Origin of the sequence: Streptococcus oralis subsp. dentisani, assembly GCF_002096685.1 — a bacterium.
Taxonomy (GTDB): domain Bacteria; phylum Bacillota; class Bacilli; order Lactobacillales; family Streptococcaceae; genus Streptococcus; species Streptococcus oralis_AD.
In genome coordinates this window covers 381,133-405,564 of sequence record NZ_NCVA01000040.1, presented here as the reverse complement: position 1 = coordinate 405,564, position 24,432 = coordinate 381,133, and the positions used below count along the sequence as shown (strand labels likewise).

At 41.5% G+C, this 24,432-nt stretch carries 29 protein-coding genes; 4 read left to right on the top strand and 25 right to left on the bottom strand.

What is annotated here, in order from left to right:
- Nucleotides 1-164: 164 nt before the first annotated feature.
- The 16 genes from infB to B7705_RS06455 form a co-directional block, all read right to left on the bottom strand.
- Nucleotides 165-2,951, bottom strand: a complete 2,787-nt coding sequence (infB, locus tag B7705_RS06535; protein ID WP_084948549.1) for a translation initiation factor IF-2 — start codon at nt 2,949-2,951, stop codon at nt 165-167.
- Nucleotides 2,952-2,967: 16 nt separating this feature from the next.
- Nucleotides 2,968-3,267, bottom strand: a complete 300-nt coding sequence (locus tag B7705_RS06530; protein ID WP_084948548.1) for a YlxQ-related RNA-binding protein — start codon at nt 3,265-3,267, stop codon at nt 2,968-2,970.
- Nucleotides 3,260-3,553, bottom strand: a complete 294-nt coding sequence (rnpM, locus tag B7705_RS06525) for an RNase P modulator RnpM (RefSeq protein ID WP_000857562.1) — start codon at nt 3,551-3,553, stop codon at nt 3,260-3,262. Before rnpM ends, B7705_RS06530 begins: the two co-directional genes overlap by 8 nt.
- A gap of 21 nt (nt 3,554-3,574) precedes the next feature.
- Nucleotides 3,575-4,711: a transcription termination factor NusA gene (gene nusA / locus B7705_RS06520; protein ID WP_000032279.1), complete on the bottom strand. Its 1,137-nt coding sequence runs from the start codon at nt 4,709-4,711 to the stop codon at nt 3,575-3,577.
- Between the two features lie 42 nt (nt 4,712-4,753).
- Nucleotides 4,754-5,233: a ribosome maturation factor RimP gene (gene rimP / locus B7705_RS06515; RefSeq protein ID WP_084948546.1), complete on the bottom strand. Its 480-nt coding sequence runs from the start codon at nt 5,231-5,233 to the stop codon at nt 4,754-4,756.
- Nucleotides 5,234-5,359: 126 nt separating this feature from the next.
- Nucleotides 5,360-5,995, bottom strand: a complete 636-nt coding sequence (gene trmB / locus B7705_RS06510; RefSeq protein WP_084948545.1) for a tRNA (guanosine(46)-N7)-methyltransferase TrmB — start codon at nt 5,993-5,995, stop codon at nt 5,360-5,362.
- Nucleotides 5,992-6,786: a cell cycle regulator CcrZ gene (ccrZ, locus tag B7705_RS06505; RefSeq protein ID WP_084948543.1), complete on the bottom strand. Its 795-nt coding sequence runs from the start codon at nt 6,784-6,786 to the stop codon at nt 5,992-5,994. Before ccrZ ends, trmB begins: the two co-directional genes overlap by 4 nt.
- 162 nt (nt 6,787-6,948) lie before the next feature.
- Nucleotides 6,949-7,560 (bottom strand): CPBP family intramembrane glutamic endopeptidase, encoded by a 612-nt coding sequence (locus B7705_RS06500; protein ID WP_084948542.1) that lies wholly within the window; start codon nt 7,558-7,560, stop codon nt 6,949-6,951.
- A gap of 30 nt (nt 7,561-7,590) precedes the next feature.
- A complete protein-coding gene (blpZ, locus tag B7705_RS06495) occupies nt 7,591-7,839 on the bottom strand; it encodes an immunity protein BlpZ (protein WP_061454541.1) in 249 nt (82 codons plus the stop codon).
- Nucleotides 7,840-7,881: 42 nt separating this feature from the next.
- A complete protein-coding gene (locus B7705_RS06490; RefSeq protein WP_084948540.1) occupies nt 7,882-8,571 on the bottom strand; it encodes a CPBP family intramembrane glutamic endopeptidase in 690 nt (229 codons plus the stop codon).
- Between the two features lie 73 nt (nt 8,572-8,644).
- On the bottom strand, nt 8,645-9,028 hold the full coding sequence (locus B7705_RS06485) for an immunity protein (protein ID WP_162284879.1): 384 nt from the start codon (nt 9,026-9,028) through the stop codon (nt 8,645-8,647).
- Between the two features lie 82 nt (nt 9,029-9,110).
- Complete coding sequence (locus B7705_RS06480) at nt 9,111-9,515, bottom strand: immunity protein (RefSeq protein ID WP_084948537.1); 405 nt, start codon at nt 9,513-9,515, stop codon at nt 9,111-9,113.
- A 373-nt stretch (nt 9,516-9,888) separates the two neighbouring features.
- Complete coding sequence (locus tag B7705_RS06470) at nt 9,889-10,245, bottom strand: hypothetical protein (protein ID WP_084948534.1); 357 nt, start codon at nt 10,243-10,245, stop codon at nt 9,889-9,891.
- An 88-nt stretch (nt 10,246-10,333) separates the two neighbouring features.
- Nucleotides 10,334-11,683: a sensor histidine kinase gene (locus tag B7705_RS06465; RefSeq protein WP_084948532.1), complete on the bottom strand. Its 1,350-nt coding sequence runs from the start codon at nt 11,681-11,683 to the stop codon at nt 10,334-10,336.
- A gap of 13 nt (nt 11,684-11,696) precedes the next feature.
- Nucleotides 11,697-12,434 carry a response regulator transcription factor gene (locus tag B7705_RS06460; RefSeq protein WP_084948531.1) on the bottom strand — a complete coding sequence of 246 codons (738 nt, stop codon included), beginning with the start codon at nt 12,432-12,434 and terminating at the stop codon, nt 11,697-11,699.
- A 4-nt stretch (nt 12,435-12,438) separates the two neighbouring features.
- Complete coding sequence (locus B7705_RS06455; RefSeq protein ID WP_084948529.1) at nt 12,439-12,777, bottom strand: LytTR family DNA-binding domain-containing protein; 339 nt, start codon at nt 12,775-12,777, stop codon at nt 12,439-12,441.
- Between the two features lie 278 nt (nt 12,778-13,055).
- On the opposite strand from B7705_RS06455, the gene B7705_RS06450 reads away from it, so the two are divergent.
- Nucleotides 13,056-13,385 (top strand): helicase BlpT, encoded by a 330-nt coding sequence (locus B7705_RS06450; RefSeq protein WP_084948528.1) that lies wholly within the window; start codon nt 13,056-13,058, stop codon nt 13,383-13,385.
- 60 nt (nt 13,386-13,445) lie between these two features.
- Here the strand turns inward: B7705_RS06450 and B7705_RS06445 are convergent, their stop codons facing one another.
- Together B7705_RS06445 and B7705_RS06440 are read right to left on the bottom strand one after the other, a co-directional pair.
- Nucleotides 13,446-14,495 carry an ABC transporter permease gene (locus B7705_RS06445; protein ID WP_084948526.1) on the bottom strand — a complete coding sequence of 350 codons (1,050 nt, stop codon included), beginning with the start codon at nt 14,493-14,495 and terminating at the stop codon, nt 13,446-13,448.
- Nucleotides 14,492-15,223, bottom strand: coding sequence for an ABC transporter ATP-binding protein (locus B7705_RS06440; RefSeq protein ID WP_084948525.1), 732 nt, complete (start codon nt 15,221-15,223; stop codon nt 14,492-14,494). Before B7705_RS06440 ends, B7705_RS06445 begins: the two co-directional genes overlap by 4 nt.
- Before the next feature lie 67 nt (nt 15,224-15,290).
- On the opposite strand from B7705_RS06440, the gene B7705_RS06435 reads away from it, so the two are divergent.
- From B7705_RS06435 to B7705_RS06425, 3 genes are all read left to right on the top strand, one after another.
- Nucleotides 15,291-15,701, top strand: coding sequence for an HIT family protein (locus B7705_RS06435; protein WP_084948523.1), 411 nt, complete (start codon nt 15,291-15,293; stop codon nt 15,699-15,701).
- A 9-nt stretch (nt 15,702-15,710) separates the two neighbouring features.
- On the top strand, nt 15,711-15,989 hold the full coding sequence (locus tag B7705_RS06430; RefSeq protein ID WP_084948521.1) for a hypothetical protein: 279 nt from the start codon (nt 15,711-15,713) through the stop codon (nt 15,987-15,989).
- Between the two features lie 69 nt (nt 15,990-16,058).
- Nucleotides 16,059-16,712 carry a hypothetical protein gene (locus B7705_RS06425; protein ID WP_084948520.1) on the top strand — a complete coding sequence of 218 codons (654 nt, stop codon included), beginning with the start codon at nt 16,059-16,061 and terminating at the stop codon, nt 16,710-16,712.
- 80 nt (nt 16,713-16,792) lie between these two features.
- Here the strand turns inward: B7705_RS06425 and dnaJ are convergent, their stop codons facing one another.
- The 7 genes from dnaJ to glnA form a co-directional block, all read right to left on the bottom strand.
- Nucleotides 16,793-17,929, bottom strand: a complete 1,137-nt coding sequence (gene dnaJ, locus B7705_RS06420) for a molecular chaperone DnaJ (protein WP_084948518.1) — start codon at nt 17,927-17,929, stop codon at nt 16,793-16,795.
- 151 nt (nt 17,930-18,080) lie between these two features.
- On the bottom strand, nt 18,081-18,713 hold the full coding sequence (locus B7705_RS06415; protein WP_084948517.1) for a DJ-1/PfpI family protein: 633 nt from the start codon (nt 18,711-18,713) through the stop codon (nt 18,081-18,083).
- Between the two features lie 69 nt (nt 18,714-18,782).
- Nucleotides 18,783-19,184 carry a tRNA (guanine-N7)-methyltransferase gene (locus B7705_RS06410; RefSeq protein ID WP_084948515.1) on the bottom strand — a complete coding sequence of 134 codons (402 nt, stop codon included), beginning with the start codon at nt 19,182-19,184 and terminating at the stop codon, nt 18,783-18,785.
- Between the two features lies 1 nt (nt 19,185).
- Nucleotides 19,186-21,009, bottom strand: coding sequence for a molecular chaperone DnaK (dnaK, locus tag B7705_RS06405; RefSeq protein WP_084948514.1), 1,824 nt, complete (start codon nt 21,007-21,009; stop codon nt 19,186-19,188).
- Nucleotides 21,010-21,259: 250 nt separating this feature from the next.
- Nucleotides 21,260-21,784 carry a nucleotide exchange factor GrpE gene (gene grpE / locus B7705_RS06400; protein WP_084948512.1) on the bottom strand — a complete coding sequence of 175 codons (525 nt, stop codon included), beginning with the start codon at nt 21,782-21,784 and terminating at the stop codon, nt 21,260-21,262.
- Nucleotides 21,785-21,822: 38 nt separating this feature from the next.
- The gene (hrcA, locus tag B7705_RS06395) at nt 21,823-22,857 is read right to left on the bottom strand and encodes a heat-inducible transcriptional repressor HrcA (protein WP_084948511.1); all 1,035 of its coding nucleotides are present in this window, start codon (nt 22,855-22,857) and stop codon (nt 21,823-21,825) included.
- Between the two features lie 194 nt (nt 22,858-23,051).
- On the bottom strand, nt 23,052-24,398 hold the full coding sequence (gene glnA / locus B7705_RS06390) for a type I glutamate--ammonia ligase (RefSeq protein WP_084948509.1): 1,347 nt from the start codon (nt 24,396-24,398) through the stop codon (nt 23,052-23,054).
- Nucleotides 24,399-24,432: the final 34 nt, after the last annotated feature.

Sequence of the window (24,432 nt, the reverse complement as noted above, 5' to 3'; positions counted from 1 at the left end):
ATATTCCTTTCTCTACTTTGAACCAAAAGCTAGGCCAGCAGACCTAGCTATTTCTATTAGATAGAGGAACTAGAGCCATTTGAATCTAGGAAACAAGCCTTAGATAGAACTGAGGTTCATCAAGGCGCTGTTGACGATGAGTCAAATCGGCTATCGTTTCTCTATTATCGTTTGATTTCTTCCATGACATAAGCCTCAATCACATCATCCATCTTGATATCATTGTAGCCGTCAATCATCAATCCACCTTCACGACCGTTTGCAACTTCTTTGACGTCGTCTTTGTAGTGTTTCAGGCTTGCAAGTTCGCCGTCATAGATAACGACACCGTCACGGATGACACGGACTTTAGAATCACGGGTAACCTTACCACTCATAACCATAAATCCACCGATGGTTCCCACTTTAGATACCTTGAAGGTTTCACGGATAACTGCTTCACCGATAACCTTTTCTTCGAATTCTGGATCAAGCATCCCTTTCATAGCTTCTTCCATCTCTTCGATAACCTTGTAGATAATGCTGTGGAGACGGATTTCTACATCGTCAGCTTCGGCTTGTTGGCGAGCTTGTGGTGTAGGGCGTACGTTGAAACCAACGATAAAGGCATTGGAAGCTTCTGCAAGCGTCACGTCAGATTCATTGATGGCACCGACCGCTGAGTGAACGATAGTAACTTTCACACCTTCCACATCAATTTTTTGAAGTGAGGCAGAAAGAGCTTCAACAGAACCTTGGACGTCGGCCTTGATGATAACATTAACTGATTTGAGTTCACCGGCTTTAAGCGTATCAAAGAGGTTTTCAAGGCTGACACGTTGGGTAGCTTGGCGTTGTTTCATGAGGGCACGTTTTGCACGCTCTTCACCTGCTGCACGCGCCGATTTTTCATCTTCGTAAACAGCAAAGTGGTCACCCGCCATTGGCGCTTCGTTCAAACCTGTGATAGAAACTGGTGTTGATGGACCTGCAACCTTAACACGACGACCAAGATCATTGGTCATAGCACGGACACGTCCGAAAGTATTTCCGACAACGATTGGATCTTGGACATTCAAGGTACCTTGTTGAACAAGAAGGGTTGCAACTGCACCTTTTCCTTTATCCAAGCGCGCTTCGATAACCGTACCAATCGCACGCACTGTTGGGTCGGCCTTGAGTTCTTGAATTTCAGCCACAAGAAGGACTGTTTCCAAGAGTTCATCGATGTTTTGGTTGAATTTAGCCGAGATTTCGACAAACTCAGAATCTCCACCCCAAGCTGTTGACATAACACCATGCTCTGCCAATTCACCGATAACACGTTCTGGGTTAGCACCTGGTTTATCAATCTTGTTGATAGCTACAATGATTGGAACATTCGCTGCTTTTGAGTGGTTGATGGCTTCGATAGTCTGAGGCATAACCCCGTCGTCGGCCGCTACAACTAAGATAGTAATATCGGTAACAGATGCACCACGCGCACGCATAGAGGTAAAGGCCGCGTGTCCTGGTGTATCAAGGAAGGTAATCTTCTTGCCATTTTCCACGATTTGGTAGGCACCGATATGCTGAGTGATACCACCTGCTTCACCTGTAGCAACACGAGAGTTACGAAGGGTATCCAAGAGGGTTGTTTTACCGTGGTCAACGTGTCCCATGATCGTCACAACTGGTGGACGCTCAACCAATTCATCTTCGTTGAGATAGCCATCTTCGACAAAGAATCGTTCGATGTCGGCATTATCCACTTCAACCTTTTGTTTGGCTTCGATACCATAATCCACCATGAGGAGTTCGATGGTTTCCCCATCCAAGGATTGGTTTTGTGTGGCCATAACACCCATCATAAAGAGTTTCTTAACGATTTCAGCTGGTTCACGTTTGATACGTTTTGCGATTTCCGCAACGGTCATACCATCTGTATACTCAAATTCTGTTGGCAATTCATGGAACTTACGCTCTGTAACAGGTTTTGGAGCCTGGTTACGGTTGTTTTGCTTGTTCCCTTTTTTATTCTTTTTGTTGTTATTCCAGTTACTATTTCTTTGATTTCTCACTTGATTCTGACTACTTCGATTCTTTTGTTGTTTTCTAGGACCATCTTCTTCGTGATCATAATCATCACGTTCTTTGTCTGGTCGAGCTTGTTTTTTACGACGTGTATCCACTGGCGCTTCTTTCGCTACAGGAGCTACTGTTACCGCTGGTTGCGTTTGTTCAGCTAGCTTGGCAGCTTCTTCAAAGATTTCCTCTGGTTCCTTGCGTTTATTAGCTTGAGCCAAGGCTTCTTTGGCAGCTTGCGATTGTTTGAAGCGCTCCTCGCTTGAACGTGCGTATTCTGCATTTTGCTCTGCTTTTAGAGCCGCTGCACGGGCTTTAAAGTCAACACGTGGTCCAGCTGGTTTTGGCTGGAAGTCTTGCTGCTGACGGCGATCATTGCCACGATTCCCTTGACCTTGTGGTTTTTTCCCTTGGTCGTTAAATCGGCGATTGTCGCGGTTTCCTTGACCAGGTTTACCACCATTACGGCCGTCATTTTTCTGACGGTTGCCGTTTTGTTGTTGGTCACGGTTGTTTCCCTTGTTTTGTTTGCGTCGCTCTGCCTGTTCTTTGGCACGCGCCTCACGCTCCGCTTTGAAGTTTCGACTCTGTGGTCTTGCGGCCACTACTTTTTCTTCCTTAGGAGCTACAGGTGTAGCTGATTTGCTTTCTTCCTTAGCGGCAGCTGGTTTAGCTGAAACAGGCTTTTCCGCTTTCTTTTCTACACTTACTTTTGGTGCTACAGGTTTTGCTTCTGCTTTAGGAGCAGGTGCAGGTTTAAAGCTAGCTGCGATTTGTTCAGCAGCAGCAGCTTCCACGCTCGATGAGTGGCTTTTCACATCCAAGCCCAACTCTTTTGCACGCGCTACAACTTCTTTACTTTCTTTTCCAAGTTCTTTTGCGATTTCGTACAATCTTTTCTTAGACAAATCATGTCCTCCTCTTCTATTCCATAAGAGACCTCATTTTCTTTGTAAATCCAGCATCTGTCACAGCCAAAACCTTTCTCGATTTTCCGACTGCTATGCTTAATTCCAGTGTTGAAAACACGGTTATAACTTCTACTTGATAATAGTCACTTTTATCGTGAATCTTCTTGGTCAGATTAGGACCAGCATCATGCGCTAGAAAGACTAGCTTGGCTTTCTGGTCTTGGATGGCCTTGACCACCAATTCCTCACCCGATATGATCCGTCCTGCTCGCTGAGCAAGTCCCAAGAGATTGCTTATCTTTTGCTTATTCAAGTCCTAACTCTCTTCTTTTTACTTTGTGATCCACATAAGCGATCAACTCGTCATAAAAGCTTTCTTCCACTTCCATGCTAAAGCTGCGGTTAAAGACTTTCTTCTTTTTGGCCTCTAGGGCTTCTGCATTGTCTAGCTTGATATAAGCGCCTCGACCATTGGCCTTGCCTGTCGGATCGATAAAGACCTGTCCTTCCTTGTTCTTGACAATGCGGAGCAAATCACGCTTGTCAATCACTTCGTTAGATACAACAGACTTGCGCAAAGGGATTTTTCTTGTTTTCATCTTTCCCTCCTCTAGCAGCTTTTATTCTTCAGTTGATTCGTCTGTGTCAGCGTAATCCACTTGACCTGCTTCTTCCATAGCTTCAAATTCACTTGCAGACTTGATATCGATACGGTAACCCGTCAAGTGAGCTGCCAAGCGAACGTTTTGTCCACGACGACCGATGGCAAGAGAAAGCTTGTTATCAGGTACAACGACTAAGGCACGTTTGCTGTCATTTTCATCAAAGATAACTTGGTCAACCTCTGCAGGTGCGATGGCATTGTAGATAAACTCAGCTGGATCCGCTACCCACTCAATAACGTCGATGTTTTCTTCGACAGGAATCATGCGGTCGCTCTTGGCATCGTAACGAGCTGGGTGGAATTTGCTGGTGATTTTCTTGATATTAGCACCACCACGTCCAACGATTGTCCCGATAGCGTCCACGTTTGGATTGTGGCTACGAACGGCAACCTTAGTACGGTCACCAGCTTCGCGGGCTACGCTCATGATTTCGACAGTTCCGTCATAAACTTCTGGAATTTCTTGCTCCATCAAGCGTTTGATCATTTCTGGATGGCTACGGCTAACAAAGACGTTGACACCACGAGGGTTGTCTTCAACTTTATAAACGTAAACCTCAATACGGTCGTGGGAAGCAAACACCTCTCCAGGGATTTGGTCTTGTTTGGACAATTGGGCTTCGATACTACCTAAGTTGACATAGATAAAGCGGTTGTCAAATCGTTCTACTGTACCAGACATGATTTCTTGTTCATGTTCTTTATAAGTATTGTAGGTGATGGCACGTGTTTGCTTGCGCATTTTTTCCATAATGGTTTGTTTGGCAGATTGGGCTGCTACACGACCAAACTCAGCTGGTGCTTCTTCAAACTTGATTTTGTCACCAAGCTCATAGGCTGAATTAATGGCAAGAGCATCTTTCAAGCTGATCTCCAAACGGCTATCAAATACTTCATCAACAACTTCACGGACAGTATAAACTGTAAAGTCACCTGTTTTTTCATTGAAGTCAATGGCTACGCTGTCAGATTGCCCATAGCGTCTGCGATAAGCGGAACGAAGTGACTCTACTACTGCGTCGATGATGTCTTCTTTTTTGATTCCCTTGTCTTCTTCCAAAATGCGGAAGGCCTCTAGCATTTCTTTACTCATGTTCTTTTTGCTTTTGAATCCTCAAAAGCTATCCTTTCTTTTCTATAGTTTTACTGCTAAACGTGCTTTTGATACTAAACTGTATGGAATTTGGACGGTTTTCTTACGTGTCTTGTCCATATACTCCATAGTCAACTCATCCCCTTCAAAGGACACCAAAGTTCCTTCAAAAACTTTTTGCTTATCGATGGCCTGGTAGAGCCCGACATGGATGTATTTCCCAACAGCTCCAGCGATAGCATCCTTGGTTTTCAAAGGACGTTCCAAGCCTGGACTGGTAATTTCTAGGAAATATTGTTCTGGGAAGGGATCAGGCTTGATGGTATCTAGGACAGGACTGATGATTTCTGTCAAATCTGCCGTGTCGTTCAAGGTAATTCCTTCAGGTTTATCTACAAAAATACTGAGAATCATGTCACTGCCAATCTTTCCATACTCGATATCCACGAGTTCGAAAGGTGCTTGGATGACTGGTTCTACAACTTCTCTGACTAATTCTACGATTGTTGCGATTGTGTCCACCTCCTCATAAGCAAGAGGCGAAGATATTTCCCCGCCTCTCTTTCTCATATTCTCACTATCAGTATAGCACGTTTGTCAATTTATGTAAAGTATAAGCACTCAAACGGCTAGTTTTCAAGCTATTTCTTAAAATTCTGCCTCAACTCGGTAGATCACTTGACCTTTGCTGGAGAATTTTTGCTCATATTCCGTCATGACATTGCCTTCAAAATCGCTGGCATGTAAATCAAGCCAGACACCATTGAGCTTCATGCCATACTGAGAAAAGCTCACTAGGCTGTACTCAAACAAGCCACGGTTATCCGTCTTGAAATGAATTTCTCCATTCTCAGGCAAGATGCGCTTGAAGGTATCCAAGAAACTCTTGTAAGTCAAACGACGTTTTTCATGGCGTTTTTTAGGCCAGGGATCTGAAAAGTTTAGGTAGAGACGATCAATTTCACCGTCTTCGAAATAGTCAGTCAGATCCGAACCATCTACCCACAGCAATTTGATGTTGGGAACTCCAACTTCAAGCACCTTGTCCAAGGCATAACTCAATACCGACTTTTGGATGTCAATCCCGATGTAGTTGATGCCAGGATTTTGCTTGGCCATTCCTGATACGAAGGCCCCTTTCCCACTTCCAACTTCAACATGAATAGGATGATCATTTCCAAACAAGTCTCGCCATTTCCCTTTGGCTTCCAAGGGATTGAGGACCACATACTGAGGATTGGCCTCTAGTAATTCTGTCGCCCCTTTACGATTTCTAACTCTCATCTCTTCTTTCCATACTTATCACGGAAGACACGCAAGGCATAAATCTCCCGGTTTACATTATCTAAATCTTGATTTACAAAGTATTTGGCAATCTGGTTCAAGTAAGAATACTGACCATACCAATACAATTTATCTAACACTGTCTGATTGTACTTATAGCCGTAGTCTCTCAACCATTGGCGCCACTGATGATCCGGAATGTAGTGGCATAGCAAATGCGCTACATCAAACATACGATCCGTCAGACGAACCGAATCCCAATCCACTAGATAAACAAGCCCACTCTCTGTCTCAATCCAATTACTATGGCGAAGATCCCCATGCACAATCGTTGCATGGTCTTCCCTAAAACCTGGAACCGTCCTGCGCAAATCATCAATCACCGAGTTTAAGTACTGATGTCGTTTCAAGGCTTCGGGTGCTTCCTGTCTCCAAGACTTCAACAAGTCTACTGGCGTCTCCATGGTATATCCCAAACGGCTCAACTGCTTCATCAAGGGACGTGAGCGGTGGAGACGCGTCAAGATATTGATGATTTGCTTGCGGTTCATATCGTGCGGTGTCAAGATTTTGCCCGTCAACCATTCCTGGGCACACATATCACGACCATCTGGCAAACGACGAGTCCATAGTAATTGAGGAGCGATTTGTTCTCTGGCTAAGCCAGGTAGGATTGGAGAGGTGTTCATTTTTACAAAGACGCGCTTCCCATCAGGATAGCTTCCCATATAAGCCTTGCCACTCTTCCCAGGTATAGGGGTCAGCGTTAGCTCATTATCACCCAAGTCCATTTCTTTCCTCCGTATAAAGTTTCCTTACTATTCTACTAGTTTTTGGTCTATTCGTCAACCGCTTCACACCCGATTCCCAAAGAAAAGCATCTCAATTGATTCAGGCTATCATTATAGCTTAAAGAAGGCAAGCACCGTCTTCTGCTTACCTTTTCATGATTTTTAGAAATAAGTTAAAAGTGGCAAACTGTTGTAAGACATGTGGACTAGAGTAGAAACCCACAAATTTTGGCTCTTTTTGTAAGCAAAGCCCAGCAACAAGCTCCCAAGTAGATAATAGAAAAACGAGGGAACATCATAAGGAGCATGCAGGAAAGAGAAGAGAGAGGCAGTCAGTCCAAGACCTAGCCAAGAATTTTCAAAAATCGCACCTTGCAGGATTCCTCTGAAAATGAATTCCTCTTGGATAGGTGCTAAAACTGTGACACTTACAATAAAGGAAAGTGAAAGTCCGTTACTAGTTTCCTCAAGGTGTTGAGCCGAGGCACCAGAAGCAACTGAGAAAAAAGCATGATAGCCTATATTTACCAGCACCGTGAGAAGAAAGATTCCAATGAACAGCAAGAGTTGTTTCTTGCTTAAAATCCCAAAAGAAATCATATCAAACCATCTCGCATAGCCAAAACTAAGGAAAAGCAAGAGACTCTTTATAATAATGAATGTATACTGGTGTTGAAAATAATCCCCTTGATTAATGGAATAACCCGCTGCACCAACGATTGCAAATACTAAAAATCCAAAAAACAAGGCATGACACTTATTGAAAATGGTCATAAAGCTATCCTCCTCAACAAACAAACTTTCCTACAAGTCATCCTTTAGCTCTAGTCTTTCCAAAACAAACCATTTTAGTAACCAAAATCCGATAACATAACCAGCTCCTAAGAATATAGCCATAAAAGCTAACATGGGATTCAGGGAAGAAAAGACCGCCGCAGATACGAAGGTTAACACAAAAACATTAAAGGCAATGGTGTCAGAAGCCAAGACTAGAATATAAGGTGTCAACCAGTCTAAAGTTTTTGAATCTAGAAAAAATAAGTGTTTATACATGATGAACTCCTCTATGGCTGAAAAGTAAACCTTTTGGTTTTTTCACCCCAAGACCCTATGTAGAAAAGTGAGCAAAAATGGTAAGTTTGCGATGATATTATTAACAATATGAATCGCATAAGAAGGATAGATACTCTTCGTATAACGTGTCAGACAGGCAAATAGAAAGCCCACTGTCGTATAGACAAAAATATCTGTGAGACTTGGCAAGCTAGAAAAGTGAGGCAAGGAAAATAGGAGTGAAGGAAAGAGAAGATCAAGCCCCCATATCGAATTCTTAAAGAAGGCGTGCTGAAGCAGTCCTCTACACACCAATTCTTCCATCAGAGGTCCTAGTACGATTAAAGTTAGGTAAACACCGAACTCCGCAAAATTGGTCTCACTATAGGCAATAAATAAATTCCAACCTTCGTTTGTTCCCTGAACGTGTTTAGCTGTCAGATAGTTAAAGCATATCAGCACGATAGCTACTAACACCGTCAGAACAGAATAGCTCAACCACTTTTTCCTAGGGATGCGAAAGAGATAAGCATGGCCCGACCTGACCAAAACCCAAACCATCAGACCGATAAAGAGAACACTGATGATGTTTCGGATCCAGATAAGATTTCCTACCCAAGACGAGAACTCCCAATAATTGCTCCAAAATTGGGTTGTCCAAAACAATCCAAAAAACAAAAACAAATAAGAAAGAATTGCACTCGTTTTGAAAAGAATAGAGTGTTTTTTCATAGAAATTCCCCTACTATTTACAAGACAACGACTAGCCTAATACCTCCCCTTGCCGGGCTCTACTGCTACAAGATTAAGAGGACGGTTTGCTCTTTTTAAGACTAACCCGACTACTAGATAATAGATATATTAAGGCATTAAAGATAATGAAAATATGCCCGTAAAATAAAATCAACTTCGCATCCAAACCAAGATAAAGTTTGGCCATCACAAAGATAAGCAAAAGAATTTGAAACCATATCGTTTTTCCAAAAATAAATTTAAAACGGTTTTGAATGTCTGCCTCCTTGATTTGAACCGCAAACCCTTTATTGGTAAGAAGAAAAACTCCTGCTTCAAACAAGGCACTGTAAAGAACAAGCCACCCAATCGATACATTAGAGATTTGTAAAAATGTTCCTAAAAGAATATCCAAAATACTACTCAAGAAAATAACAAGAAATAATCTATATTTCATTTTAAATACCTCCATTCACTTATTTCACGGACAGTTTAATAGAGCCTCCTAATAAAAGATTCTGTCAGAAGAGGAAGGCAAGCTACTTTTTATAATACTTCAATCCCCAAATGAGCAGAAGCATGATGATCAAGCAGAGAATAGCGCCAATATAGGCAATTAATTGTTGATAGAATTCTCCTGCTGTTATACCTCTATACAAACAGATAATAGACATAAAGCTTGTCAGGCCGATGAACATGACTTGATTGGTTCTAGGACTAACTAAATCATCGTCTTCAAACTCTCTTATCCTCATCTCCCTAGTGAGGTAAACAGTAACCAAAATCGAAGCCAAGTTAATAACCACTAAAAGAAATTGGAAAACCAAGGAAAAATTTAAAAACTGACGAGATAGAAATAGATAAATAGAGACAAGCAAGGGCAACTGCCCTAGGAACAATCTCGTAAGAAAGGTGTTCCGTTTTTTAGCAAGAAAAGTTTTCATTTCTTTGTTCCTTTCTTTTTAGTTAAAGCAAAATAGATCATAACTGCAATTATATAGGCTATGGTATAAAACAGAAGATACCAAACACTTTCCCTAAGCGGATAAAGAAAGATGGACATGATTAAATACAAGATGAAAATAATCAGTATTTTTTTCTTCATAAGATTTCCTCCTAAATGTGTGCTTTATCTTAGTTGAGCTACAACCTTTACACTGCTAGTATAGCACTTGTTTTATTCTTGGATCACTCAAATCATAAATGGTCATCAAAACATCTTGAATTGTTAAAAAATTTAAAAGGCAAGCATGAAAAACATACTTGCCCTAGGGGATTTTAACAACGTAAAGACCTAAATTCGAAAACTATTCACCCTTACTTCCGTCTGTTCTCATATATTCTCATAATCGCAACAAGGATACAGGCTGTCCCACTTGCCAAAACGAGAAGGGTAATGATGATGTTGAGGATTTCAGGCGTACTCCCTATTCTGTTGATAAGACGGAGTAGGGATATAACTGTCAACTGAATCAGAAGTATTGATTCTACTCTTACCAATGAAGTCAGTTGGTTTTCAACTGCATATAAAAAGGCTGGTAGTAAAACACAGGCTATAGCAATCACAAACAGATTGCTCCCTGTTTCTTCTCCCTTGTTCACCACGGACAACATGAGAAGATTTGATGCTATGATCAACGTAGAACAGATGATAAAAAAGGATTTCTTATCCATTTAATATACCTCGCATACTATTGTAAAAATCAAACCGTATAAAGACAAAACTTATCTGTTAGCTTCTGCCAATTTTTTCACAATTTCTCTAATTAGCAACAGGCAGCAAGTGAATTGTTAAAACATGACGAAAGACTTGATCTTGGCAGGTGGTATTGAGACTGACATTGGGATAACTTTCCACAATCTTCATGACGGTATAGAGACCAACACCTCGGCCCTCCCCTTTAGAACTAACTCCAAAAGAGAAGATTTCAGAAATATCTATCCCCTCTTCTTTGATAGAGTTTTCAATGATGAAGGTCTCCTGTGCTCCACTTTTTAAAAAGGCGATTGAGACATGAGGTTGACTAGCCTCTAGACTGGCTTCAATGGCATTATCACAAAGGATAGATACGATGGTAAAAAAATCAAGCAGGCTCATCCCCTCGACCTGAATCTCCTCAGGTACTTCGACATTAAAGACAATATCCTTTTCTCTGGCTTTTATAAATTTTCCTGCTAGAAGACTCTTGAGGGCACGATCCCGAATATTCACCAACCGGCCCAGGTCATATTTATTGTCCTGCAATTTCTGGCTGGAGTTCTTTAAAACGGAGTTGTAGACCTCTTTTATCTGCTCCATATCCTCCTCTTCAATACCTAGGCGTAAGCTGGTCAAGAGGTTGGTATAATCATGACGAAAGCTCCGTACTTCCTTGTAAAGTTCCTCTATATGTCGACTATACCGCTCCGTATCTCTGTAGCGCAAGGTCTGCTCTTGGTTCAGTTTTTCCTGAAGTTTTTCCTTCAAATAGGTATCTAATTTCTTAATAACCCCCATAAAAAAGAGCAAGTAAAACACTAGGATCAGATGACGAGCAGTCGTCGATTGAATACTTTGTTCATATTCAAAAAAAGATAGACTTTCCATGACTAGATAGTAGGCCCCCATTATCCAGTTAATCTTAGTCAGGGATTTTTGAAAATCTTTATCGAGAATCTCCCTTCTCAAACTAGTAAAATCATAGTTCAACCATTTCAAAAAGACTAGAGAAATGAAGAAATTGAAAATTATTATACATAACCCAGTAAATGAGTAGTCATCATATACTTGCCCTTGTCCCAAAAATGGAAGCACAAAATAGGAGACTCCTCTATAAAAGAGATTCACCAATATCATTGGAAAGAGACCATAAAAGAAAAGGAGTTTTTTAGGAAGCCCTCTTAACAATAAGAAAGACAAGCCTATGCCGTACAAGGGTTCCATAAAATAAGATAGGTAAGTATTTCCTACTATATAGCTAATCATTACAAAAACAAAGGCCAACAGTATCTTAAAAAGAAAAGCCTTAAAAATCCTCTCGAAAGTAAGATTAATTCCATCCACCTTAAAGAAAATGACAATTTCTAGCCCATTAGTAATAAGTATATACAACAATATCCAAGCAATATTCATAAACTCTCCTAGCTCAGTGTAAGTTATTGATAGCCTCAGACACTTCCCTGACCTTATAACGCGCGATTAGACAGCTTCCACCATTGGGAAAGAAAAGCAGTTTTTCTTTCTTATCCAAACGAACTACATTGGTAGGATTGACGAGAAAAGAGCGGTGGCACTGCAAGAGACGGGGTTCCTGTTTGAGAACCTCCTCTAGGCTCGCCGTAAATTCCAGCCTATCCGTCTTGGTATAGAGAATAACACGATGGGCTCTGGACGACGTTTCGAGATAGTAAACCTCTTTAAAGGGATACTGGAATTGGGCAAATTTTGATTTAAAATAAAAGCAATCTTCCGCCAGACTTTTACTATCTTGACTATTGGCATAGAGGAGGGCTGTCTCGATACGAGATTCAAACTCCTCTGCCGAAAGGGCCTTATCAATGTAGTCCAAAGCTGACACTTGATAGCGAAAGGACAAGGGCATAAACTCTGAGTGAGTTGTCACAAAGACGATTAGGGCATAGGGGTCCCGATCCCGAATCTTTCTAGCCACCTCTAGCCCCTTCATCTCTTCGTTTCGAATCTCAATGTCCAAAAAGAAAAGTTGATGTGCCCCCTTCTCATGTGCCTCTGCCAGCAGTTGGTCTGGTTTCCCAAAGACCTCAAAAGAGCTGGGAATAATATGATATTCTTTCAAGAGTTTCTCGATCGTCGTTTCAATCCTAGTCTGTTGAGAAAAATCATCTTCTAAAACAAATATTCTCATCTTCTTACTCTCCTTGTTTCAACCATTTTTGACGAATTTCTCTATAGCGACGTCTGGCATACTTGACAGCATATTGACCTTCTTCTCCAAGAAAAAGGATTCTTTCTTGAAAATCAATCGATTTTAATTTACCAAGATTGACCAAACAATTTCGATGACATCTCATCAAGGTTTCCCCATATTGGTTCTCAAGATTACTTAAATTTTGAACCATATTAAAACTAGCTTCTTCTGTAATAATCTGTACGGTATGGGCTTTAGTTGGATGTGTTTGGATATAGTAGATATCCTTTATGTTTAATTTGAAAATTTCTTTCTCTTTTTGGATGATAATGTAGTTCATGGATAAAACCTCCTAAAAAGAGGATAGCATAAGTCTAGAAACTATTTTTCACCAAATCCTAAACGGTTCTCAAAAATTCCTAAAGTGTCGAATCATTCGCAAAATAGCTATGATAATCTTACAATTATTTTATCATAAAATCCTGCAATTACCATTCAGGAAATTTCAATGACAATTAAAGATTTGAAGGTAAAAAAAGAGTTAAAAGTGATAAGCTATGATTATAGAAAGACAATCACTTGAAACAACTTTAGAACCATCACAAAGGAGGAATTCTCATGACGGATACAGACCCTATCAAAACAGCTCAGACTTTGATTACTGACTTAAATAAAGCTTACCAAGTCTGCAAACAGGCAACAGCTGACGACGTTCGCTTTCAGGAGCAATTAAACTCTATTCTTCTCTTTCTCTCTAAAGCTGAGACAGTGGATAATCGATTCTTGATTGAACTGGAAAAATTTTACCAGACTTCCAGTCTTCTCATGGGCCTCAGTGCTCTCGAACCAGATGCTCCTACTCGTGCTGCTTGGCGGGCCTATGACCGTTTTCACTTTGACCAAGTCAAGACCAAGTTGAGTCTCTACGGTCCAACCATTATCTTGTAGTAACTAAAAAGAAGCTGAGACAGATTGAACTCAACTTCTTTTTGTATTGTTTAAGCAATGTTAGTCTTGCATCTGGCGTTTCACCTGATAAGGCAGGTACAAGACTTGTAAAACTAAACCAGCACCCAGCAAGGCTAGGAGGGCCTGTTTTTCTTGGAAAGTCACAAGGCCGACGACTAATTCCACTATCAAGACGAAACTGGTCAATCCTCTGACTACAGCCTGCAACCCTCTTTCCTTTTGTCCCTTGTCTAGTGGGAAGAGCTGGGTCAAGTATTGGTAATCAAAGGCGTGATAGAGGGCCAGTAACTGAAAGAGCAAGAGGTAATTAAATAGAACCACCACTGCCGTCGCTATCCAAGCTTGTTCGATAAAGAGCAAAGCTAACAAGGATAGGAACAAGAGGCGCAAACTGAGGGCAAAGAGATCTCCATTTCGCAAGTAAGAACGAAGATAGAGGTTTTGCCAAATCTTCCCTGGTACTTTCTGAACTGCTTTAAGGATGAAATCCAGATAAGCGCGACGTTTGACACTATTTGAAACGCCTTTGACCTGAGTAAAGAGAGCAAAGAAACGAAGCAAGACTTGCCTGCGCTTGCCTTCTTGGGCGATAACATAGTCCCAGTCCAGTCCAGTCTCAGTAAAAAATTTACTGGATTTTTGGCGAAAGAGGAAGTATTTCCCAGCTCCCAATAAAAGCACATAGATGAGAAAGGCTGACAAGCCATAACCCATGGCTAAAAATAAGGGCGCAAATAAAAGCAAGAAAAGGGTTTGGACAAAGAGCCAAAAGACTAGTGAGCGCACTGTCTGACCTTTGAGGTGAGACTTAACCTCCTCTTCACTGACTAAGAGAAAGAGCTTGTCAGGTCCTTCCATGTAGGTCGCGATTCCTCCCCAAGCCAAAAGCAAGGCAGAGACAATCCCCAAAAACAAGAGGATAGGCCAATGATTTTCAGGAAAATTTTGCAAAAGCTGACTATACTGGTAGGCTAGAAAACCGATGAGAACCAGCAGGAACAAGACAAAGTGGTCATTTAGAACATAACGCAGATAACCGACACACTCCTTGCGAAAAGCCTGCTTTCTCTTTAAAAACAAGTCTTTCATAGCCCCTCCTCTTTGGTCAGAGCCAAGTAAATGTCATTCAAACTAGCCTCAGGCATGGCAAAGGATTCGCGGAGTTGCTGGAGGTTCCCCTGAGCCCGCACCTCCCCCTTGTGGAGAATAACAAAGGCATCACACATCTTTTCTGCTGAGTCTAGCACGTGGGTGCTCATGAGAATGGACTTGCCTTTTTGCTTTTCTGCTTCTAGAAGCTGAATCAAGTCAGAAATAGCCAGTGGATCGAGGCCAAGAAAAGGCTCATCAACGATGAAAAGACTCGGATCCACCACAAAAGCACAGATAATCATGACCTTCTGCTTCATCCCTTTGGAGAAATGCACTGGGAACCAGTCCAATTTTTGGTCCAGGCGGAACATTTTTAACAAAGGTTCCACACAATCAAAAGCCACTTTTTGCTCAATACCATAGGCCATGGCAACCGTTTCGATATGCTCTCTAAGAGTCAATTCCTCATACAGACTAGGCGTTTCTGGGATGTAGCCAATCTGCTTGCGGTAGCTAGTCGCATCTTCTCGCAGGGTTAGACCGTTAATCTTGATTTCCCCACTGTAAGGCGTCAAAAGACCGATAATCTCATTGATAGTCGTTGATTTCCCAGCACCGTTGAGCCCAATCAAACCGACCAACTGCCCACTTTCAACGGTAAAGGACACATCTTTCAAGACAGGAACGTGAACATAGCCTCCTGTCAGGTTTTTAATTTCTAACATATTTTCTCCGAATCTGGTATAATGTAGCTATATTATATCAAAATTCAATACAGTAGAGGTGGATTTTATGTCAGATTGCATTTTTTGTAAGATCATCGCAGGGGAGATTCCTGCTTCAAAAGTATACGAGGACGAGCAGGTTCTTGCTTTCCTTGATATCTCTCAAGTAACGCCTGGACACACCCTGGTCGTACCAAAAGAACACTACCGCAATCTCTTGGAGATGGATGCTGCGAGCGCCAGCCAACTCTTTGCCCAAGTGCCAACAGTGGCTCAAAAAGTCATGAAGGCTACCAAGGCTACTGGCATGAATATCATTGCCAACTGCGAGGAAGTCGCTGGTCAAACGGTCTTTCATACCCATGTGCACCTCGTACCTCGCTACGGTGCAGAAGATGACCTTAAGATTGACTTTATCGCTCACGAACCTGACTTTGACAAACTTGCCCAAGTCGCTGAAACCATTAGAAACGCTTAAGGAGTTGCCATGAAACTATCAAATCTACTGCTATTCGCAGGAGCTGCAGCTGGAAGTTATTTTGTCGTAAAAAATCGCCAAGCCATTCAGGATGAAGTTCTAGATACAACTGACCGCGTCGAAGCTATCAAGGATGATTTGGATATCATCCAAAACAGCCTGCAAATCATCGACCAACAAAAAGCCCTTATCAAGGAATATCAAAAAGATTTGACCTACAAGTTCAAAGTCTTGGAAAAGGATTTCCAAACTAGAATGGCGCTCCTCCAAGAAGAAAAACAAGAATGAGAAATCCTCCAACTTTCCTTAAATCCATTTTGGATTACTAGATTCGAACAGAAAAGGGAGGGAGTGAAAATGAAACAGTTTTTAAAAGTTCTAGCGAAGGTCATCGCGATCCCTTGTGGTTGCCTCTGCCTGCTTGTAGCCTTGGCATTTCTACTACTGATGAATCTTTTCAAGGCCTCACCGAGTGACATCCAAAAAGGGAATGACGACTTAAAACAAATCTTTATCTCTCTTGACATGCCTCCTAAGAAAGTAGAATCAAATGGAAGGTATCAATTTGAGGGTGGAGGCTTACATTTTTATGTTACTTTCTCAGATGAGGTCATCAATAGCCACCCCGTCCTAAAAGAAAGTCCAAAACTCACCAAAAACCGACTCGAAGTCTATGTCCTCCAGACAGGAGAGATTTCCTACTATAAAGTAGGGGATAACTTGTTCAATCATGGCTTATTCCAATTTTTAGAGAAGGAAAGTGAAAAGTATTTCCAAGAAAAAGGAAAGACATTTAACCCTAATTACTCACTTCTCTTTTGGAATAATCAGGAAAGTTTTAAAAAGGGAATTTCATTCTATGAAAAAGCTTTGACTTTGGTGGAGATTCAGGATAATTCGGCAATCAACCACATTGATACTATCACAGTTAAGCCTGGCAAAGAAGCGGAAATCAAGCAACTCATTCAGGAGATGGATGTAGCTGGCTTGCTTACTCAAAAGTATAAATAGTAGACCAGCTGGAGAATGATTTTCTCGGTGCTAAATTTCCAAAGATTACACAAAAAAAGAGCCAATCGGCTCTTTTTACTTTATTCTCCTTCAAATGCATCTTTTATATGGTCAAAGAAGCCTTTTTTCTTTGGATTAACTTTCAAGTCACCTGCAGCTGCGAATTCTTTAAGAGCAGCTTTTTGGCGGTCGTTCAAGCCTGTCGGAGTCACCACATTGACAGTCACGTATTGGTCACCAACCGCACCTCCACGAAGGCTTGGCGCTCCCTTGCCACGTAGACGGAATTTCTTGCCAGTCTGAGTTCCTTCTGGGATGACCAATTCAACATCACCATGTACAGTTGGAATTTCCACAGTATCCCCAAGAGCTGCTTGGACAATATTGAGATTCAACTTGTAGAAAATAGTTGTTCCTTCACGTTCAAATTTATCACTGGCTTCAACAGAAACAACCACGTACAAGTCACCATAAGGTCCACCGTTAAAGCCTGCTTCACCTTGACCAGCTAGGCGAATTTGTTGGCCAGTTTCCACACCAGCAGGGATTTTCACATGGACACTATGAGCTTGTTTTTCATGACCTGTACCGTGACAAGTTGTACATGGATCTTTAATTTCTTTTCCGCGACCATGACAGACATCACAGGTTACTTGGCGACGCATCATACCAAGCGGAGTCTGCGTATCGACGTTAATAACACCAGCGCCATGACAGCGTCCACAAGTGACTGGACTTGTCCCTGGTTTAGCACCAGATCCATTACATGTACGACAGCTGGCTTCACGATTGTATTTAACTTCCTTTTCTGTTCCGAAGATAGCTTCTTCAAAGGTCAAGTTCACACGATACTGGAGGTCATCCCCTTGACGAGGAGCGTTTGGATTGCGCGAAGCTCCGCCTCCGCCAAAGAAACTTGAGAAGATATCCTCAAAACCACCGAAGCCACTTGCTCCGTCAAAGCCACCAAAACCGCCAGCACCACCAAAGCCACCGTTGGCACCCGCAGCCCCATATTGGTCGTAGGCTGCACGTTTTTGGTCATCACTCAAAGTCTCATAGGCTTCTTGAACTTCCTTATACTTTTCCTCAGCACCAGGCTCCTTGTTGATATCTGGGTGGTATTTTTTGGAAAGCTTACGATAAGCCTTTTTGATCTCGTCTGCCGAAGCGTTTTTTGACACCCCCAGACGATCATAAAATTCAGTATTGTTCATACAAGATACTAAGAGCGAACAGAAAGCGACTGAAATTTAGGAAACCGACAAGAAATCAGGATTTCTTAGGAGGTTTATCTAATTTCCAAGCTTTCCGCTCAAGTTCAATTACGAACACCCTTATTCCTTTCTATAATTTATAAGTAAATCATTAGATGGTATTTTCTATACTCTGTTTCACTTCATCAAACTCTTTGTCCGATAGAGTAAAAATTAAGTCCTCTTCTGAATATTCGTTCTGTTCTTTAAAATAGTTGTCAGTATTTTCTGCCAAACCTAGACCAAGAATCACTTTTCTTGCAAACTCTTGATGTGCAAAGCCAATAGCAGTAATGATATTTTTATCTTGCAGGACAGCTTTTGCTTTGAAATTTTCCCGAGGAAGAAATTCAAAATAGTCAAAGAAGTTTTGCCAAATCCCACCAGTAAATTTCGTGTCATTCAACAAGCCAGCTTTCGCTAACAAAATGGGCGCAGAAGAAATTGCTGTAATTAAGATATCCTGCTCACCGAGTTCTCTCAAAAATGAGGCTAATTTTTCATCCTGTAGAGCAGGCCCTATATTTACCATTCCTGGTAAAATGATACAAGAATACTCTTCTATACAGATTTGATCCAATGTTTTTGTAGGTTGACAAGGTAAGCCATCCTCAGATATAACTATCGAATAATCTGAAGCGACATAATCAATCGTGATATCAAAAGACAGAGCTAAAGTACTTGTTAAAGCGGTTATCTCATAAAGAGAAAAATTAGGATAAATGATACAAAGTACTTTTTTCATACGCAACACCCTCTATTTTACCGAAAAACAGAGGCTGGGTTGCAACCTCTGCGAATAAGTAAATTAACTTTATTTTGATTTTAAATATCCTATAAGTACAGAAACATTTATATATTTTTGTCGCTTCTTAGTATTGGCTATAAAATTCCAATAGATTAGAAGGAATACACAGACAACCCAAACCATGCCAATTATAAACGATATTATAAATTCTGGTTTTTGTATGGTTGCTGATACTAGTGCTGATACTAGCGCCGACAACAATACTGAAGTAACAAAATTCCTTACCGCTTCATCATTTTTGACACAACTATCATGTTCAGCTAATATAATTTCTCTATATCTAGCTAAATATTCTATTGGAATATTGTCAATAAAATCTTTTGATGTTCTATAGTTGTCAGCTCGACTACAAAAATCATTATAAACTTTTCGTGTATTTTTTAGATACTCTTCATCCGATACACTCATCTTATTTCTCCGTAAACTCTCCGTCTACGACGTCATCGCCTGCATTTCCTGTTGCTTGTGCGCCTTCTGCCCCTGCTTGAGCTTGTTGAGCTGCTGCGGCTTGTTCGTAGAGTTTAACAGCAAGTCCTTGAGCTTTTTCGTTCAACGCTTCAAGTTTTGATTTCATTTCATCCAAGTTATTATCTTCTTGGGCTTTCTTAAGGTCATCAAGGGCAGCTTGAGCAGCATCACGTTCTGCATCGAAGCCTTTACCTTCAGTTTCCTTGATTGTCTTTTCAGTCGCAAAGATTGCTTGGTCTACTTCGTTACGAAGGTCAACTTCTTCTTTACGTTTCTTATCTGCTTCAGCGTTAGCTTCTGCATCTTTCATCATGCGGTCGATTTCTTCGTCAGTCAAGCCAGAGTTAGATTGGATAACGATTGTTTGCTCTTTTTGAGTTCCAAGGTCTTTAGCCTTAACAGACACGATACCGTTCTTGTCGATGTCGAAAGTTACTTCGATTTGAGGAATTCCACGAGGTGCAGCTGGGATATCTGTCAATTGGAAACGTCCAAGAGTCTTGTTATCTGCTGCCATTGGGCGTTCACCTTGAAGAACGTGGATATCAACGGCTGGTTGGTTGTCTGCCGCAGTTGAGAAGACTTGTGATTTAGATGTTGGAATAGTAGTGTTGCGGTCGATAAGTTTTGTGAAGACACCACCCATTGTTTCGATACCAAGTGACAATGGAGTTACGTCAAGAAGGACAACGTCTTTAACATCACCAGTGATCACACCACCTTGGATCGCAGCACCCATAGCAACAACTTCATCAGGGTTTACTGATTTGTTTGGTTCTTTACCAGTTTCAGCCTTAACAGCTTCTACAACGGCTGGGATACGAGTTGAACCACCAACAAGGATAACTTCATCGATTTCTGACAAGCTCAAACCTGCATCTGAAAGGGCTTGACGAACTGGGACTTTTGTACGTTCTACAAGGTCACGAGTCAAATCGTCAAATTTCGCACGAGTCAAAGTCATTTCCAAGTGAAGAGGTCCAGCTTCACCTGCAGTGATAAATGGCAAGCTGATTTGTGTTGAAGTTACACCAGAAAGGTCTTTCTTAGCTTTTTCAGCTGCATCTTTCAAACGTTGCATTGCCATCTTGTCAGTAGACAAGTCAATACCGTTTTCTTTCTTGAATTCTGCTACCAAGTGGTCAATGATTTTTTGGTCAAAGTCATCACCACCGAGTTTGTTATCCCCTGCAGTTGACAATACGTCGAAGACACCGTCACCCAATTCAAGGATAGAAACGTCGAATGTACCACCACCAAGGTCAAATACCAAGATTTTTTCTTCTTTGTCAGTCTTATCCAAACCGTAAGCAAGGGCTGCTGCAGTTGGTTCGTTGACGATACGTTCTACTTCAAGACCAGCGATTTTACCAGCATCTTTTGTTGCTTGACGTTGAGCATCGTTGAAGTAAGCTGGAACTGTGATAACTGCTTTCGTTACTTTTTCACCAAGGTATTCTTCAGCGTAACCTTTCAAGTATTGAAGGATCATAGCTGAGATTTCTTGTGGAGTGTATTCTTTTCCGTTAGCAGAAACTTTTTCAGAAGTTCCCATCTTAGATTTGATAGAGATAACTGTATCTGGGTTTGTAACTGCTTGACGTTTCGCAGCGTCACCAACGATGATTTCACCGTTTTTGAATGATACTACAGATGGAGTTGTACGGTTACCTTCTGGGTTTGCGATGATTTTGCTTTCAGTTCCTTCAAGAACTGCAACTGCTGAGTTTGTTGTACCTAAGTCAATACCGATAATTTTAGACATGTGTTTTTCTCCTTGTTAGTTAATTTTCTATTTTTGATATTTCCCTTAAGTGGTGGGGACGTGAGCAAATCCCTTCGGGATTTCATCACTTATTTTTGAGCCTATTGTCTCAAAAATCCCCTGTTTCAGTAGCTTATGCTACTGAAACTTTCACCACAGTGGGCAATATCTTCCTTGCAAGCCTCCGGCTTGCTTTTTATCTTTCTTCATAGTTTTTTGTCGTTTCGGACAAGTTTTTAAGTTCTCTAGCCTAGTTGTATACTACCACCATTGCTGGGCGTAGGATACGGTCATGGAGTTTGTAGCCTTTTTGGAAGACTTGAGCGATGGTGTCTGCTGGGTGTTCTTCGTCTGCTGGGAGAGTTTGGATGGCCATGTGATAGTTATGGTCAAAAGCCCCGTCAGCTACGATTTCTTCGATTCCTTCTTCTTTCAAAGCGTGAATCAAGCTTTCCTGCACCATCTCCAATCCTTTTTTGACATCGTCTGTCAATCCTTCAACTGCTAGTGCACGTTCTAGGTTGTCGAGCGATGGTAAGATTGCTTTTGCCAAATCTTGACCACGATAGCGTTGCAAGTTTTGACGCTCTTCATTAGCACGACGTTGGATATTTTGCATTTCTGCATGAGCTCGGAGGTATTTGTTTTCAAACTCGTCCGCACGTTCATTGGCTAGTTCTAACTCTGTTTTCTCAGGAGTAGTTTCTACAGCTTCTTCAGTAGCTTCCACAACTTCCTCTTCTTTTACTTCTTCGTTTTTTATTTCCTCAGACATTTTTCGCCTCCTTTTTAGGAATTTATGTAATTTCATGTTCAACTCACCTCATAATGATTACTACTCAAATAGCGATAGAAATCTGTGAGTTTCATAGTTAAGACTCGATTGACCACATTGAGTTGATTGACCAATTGCTGGTAATCCAGATTAACCGGACCGATAATCGCTAGAATTCCAAAACCTCGATAAGGAATGAGGAATTTACTGCTAATCACTGCTAGGTCTGCTAGACAAGACTCTTGACTGTCCGCAACACGGACATTTTGCATTTGATCTTCATGCAGACCCTCACGAATTTCCAGAGCCACTTTCTGTGGTTGGTCAAAGAACTGATAAGCTGCTAGATTTGCAAAATTCAAGAGATTAACCTTACCAGCCACCACAATGTTTTCGTTGAACATTTCCTTAAAGATGTGTTCAAAGAGATCGATGACATTGTCCGTCGTTGTGAAGTAACGCTGGATAATCTGCGGAATCTCCGTCCGAATCTTGTAGTGAATATCTAGAACGGTGTGCCCCAGGAAACGTTCCTGAATGATTGCCTTAAGCTTCAGCAAATCCTCCTGCAAGAAGTTTCTTGGGATCAAAAACTGACTGGTAACCGTTCGCGATTCGTCTAAGGTAGATACTGCCAAGGCTGTATGTTGTCCTAAAATAACGATATCAAAGGCTGTCAACCGTTGTCTGCTGGGCTCAACATCCAGTGCCACTACCGTACAACCACTCAAGTCTGTTAGTAGATTAGCAGCCTCTTGCAGAATATCCTCCAGTTTGAAGAACTCCTGATCAAAGGCTTTGACAATCTCATAAACCTCATTTTCAGCTAGTCTGTCGAAATCCAGTGAGTGTTTCACATAGTACTGAAAACCAGCAACACTTGGCATCCGACCACTGGAAGTATGCGCCTTTTCAAGCAAACCTTGCTTTTCTAAAGCCGCCATATCATTACGAATGGTTGCACTGCTAGAGTTAACAGACTCTTGCAAGGCTTTGGATCCGACAGGTTCGTGCGTTTTGGTAAAGATGTCAATGATCAGATTTAAAATATCCTGCTGACGCTCTGTAACCATCTCATCACTCCTCTCTGTCTGATCAATTAGCACTCAATACACTCAAGTGCTAACTCATGATTCTATTATACACCCTTAGAAGAGAATGTCAAGACAAAAACTCAAAAAATTAGCACTCTTTTGCCAAGAGTGCTAAAAATCAGTCTGAAGACCTAGAAAAAAAAAGACCGCCCTCAGGCAATCTTTCTTCTATATTAGTAAAGGTCAAGATAATTATCAACTTCCCATTGTGAAACGAAGGTCGCATAGCTAGCCCACTCGATACGTTTGGCTTCAAGAAAGCTAATGTAGATGTGTTCACCTAGGGCTGCCTTGACCACGTCATCTTCTGTCAAAGCTTTCAAGGCGTTGTGAAGAGTTGATGGAAGGTCGGTAATTCCAGCTTCCTTACGCTCTTCAGCTGTCATGATGTAGATATTTTCTTCAATCGGAGCTGGTGCTTCGATTTTGTTTTCAATACCATGCAAACCAACTTCCAAAAGAACAGCCATAGCGATATATGGATTTGCCATTGGGTCCACTGAACGCAACTCAAGACGAGTTCCCATACCACGTGAAGCTGGTACGCGCACAAGTGGCGAACGGTTGCGACCAGCCCAAGCAATGTAAACAGGTGCTTCATAACCTGGAACCAAGCGTTTGTATGAGTTAACTGTTGGGTTCATGATGGCAGTATAGTTGTAGGCATGCTTGATCAAACCACCAAGGAAATGATAGGCCGTTTCAGACAACTGCATTCCTTTTGGATCATTTGGATCAAAGAAGGCATTGTTTCCTTCTGCATCAAACAAGGACATGTTACAGTGCATACCTGACCCAGCAATACCAAATTTTGGTTTCGCCATAAAGGTTGCGTAAAGACCGTGTTTACGAGCAATGGTTTTAACAACGAGTTTAAAGATTTGAATCTTATCACAGGCACGGAGAACTTCATCATACTTGAAGTCAATCTCATGTTGTCCAACCGCAACCTCGTGGTGACTTGCTTCTACTTCAAATCCCATTTTGGTCAAGACATTCACGATTTCACGACGCGTATTGTCTGCAAGGTCAGTAGGTGCCAAATCAAAGTAGCCACCCTTGTCATTTACTTCAAGTGTCGGGTCCCCATTTTCATCCAATTTAAATAGGAAGAATTCTGGTTCTGGACCAAGGTTGAAGGATTTGAATCCCACTTCCTCCATATGACGAAGCGCACGCTTCAGATTACCACGAGGGTCACCTGCAAATGGCTCACCCTCTGTTGTATAGACATCACAGATCAAACCTGCAACACTTCCATTCTCATCTCCCCAAGGGAAGACTGTCCATGTATCCAAGTCTGGGTACAAGTACATATCTGACTCATTGATACGTACAAAACCTTCAATAGAAGATCCATCAAACATAGCCTTGTTTGACAAGACTTTATCTAACTGTTCATCTGTAGCAGGAATTTCGACGTTTTTCATCGTCCCCAAGATATCTGAAAACATGAGACGAATAAAGGTAACATTTTTTTCCTTGACTTCACGACGAATATCTGCAGCTGTGATTGGCATGGTTTTTCTCCTTAATGTATGACTACTTGCGGTT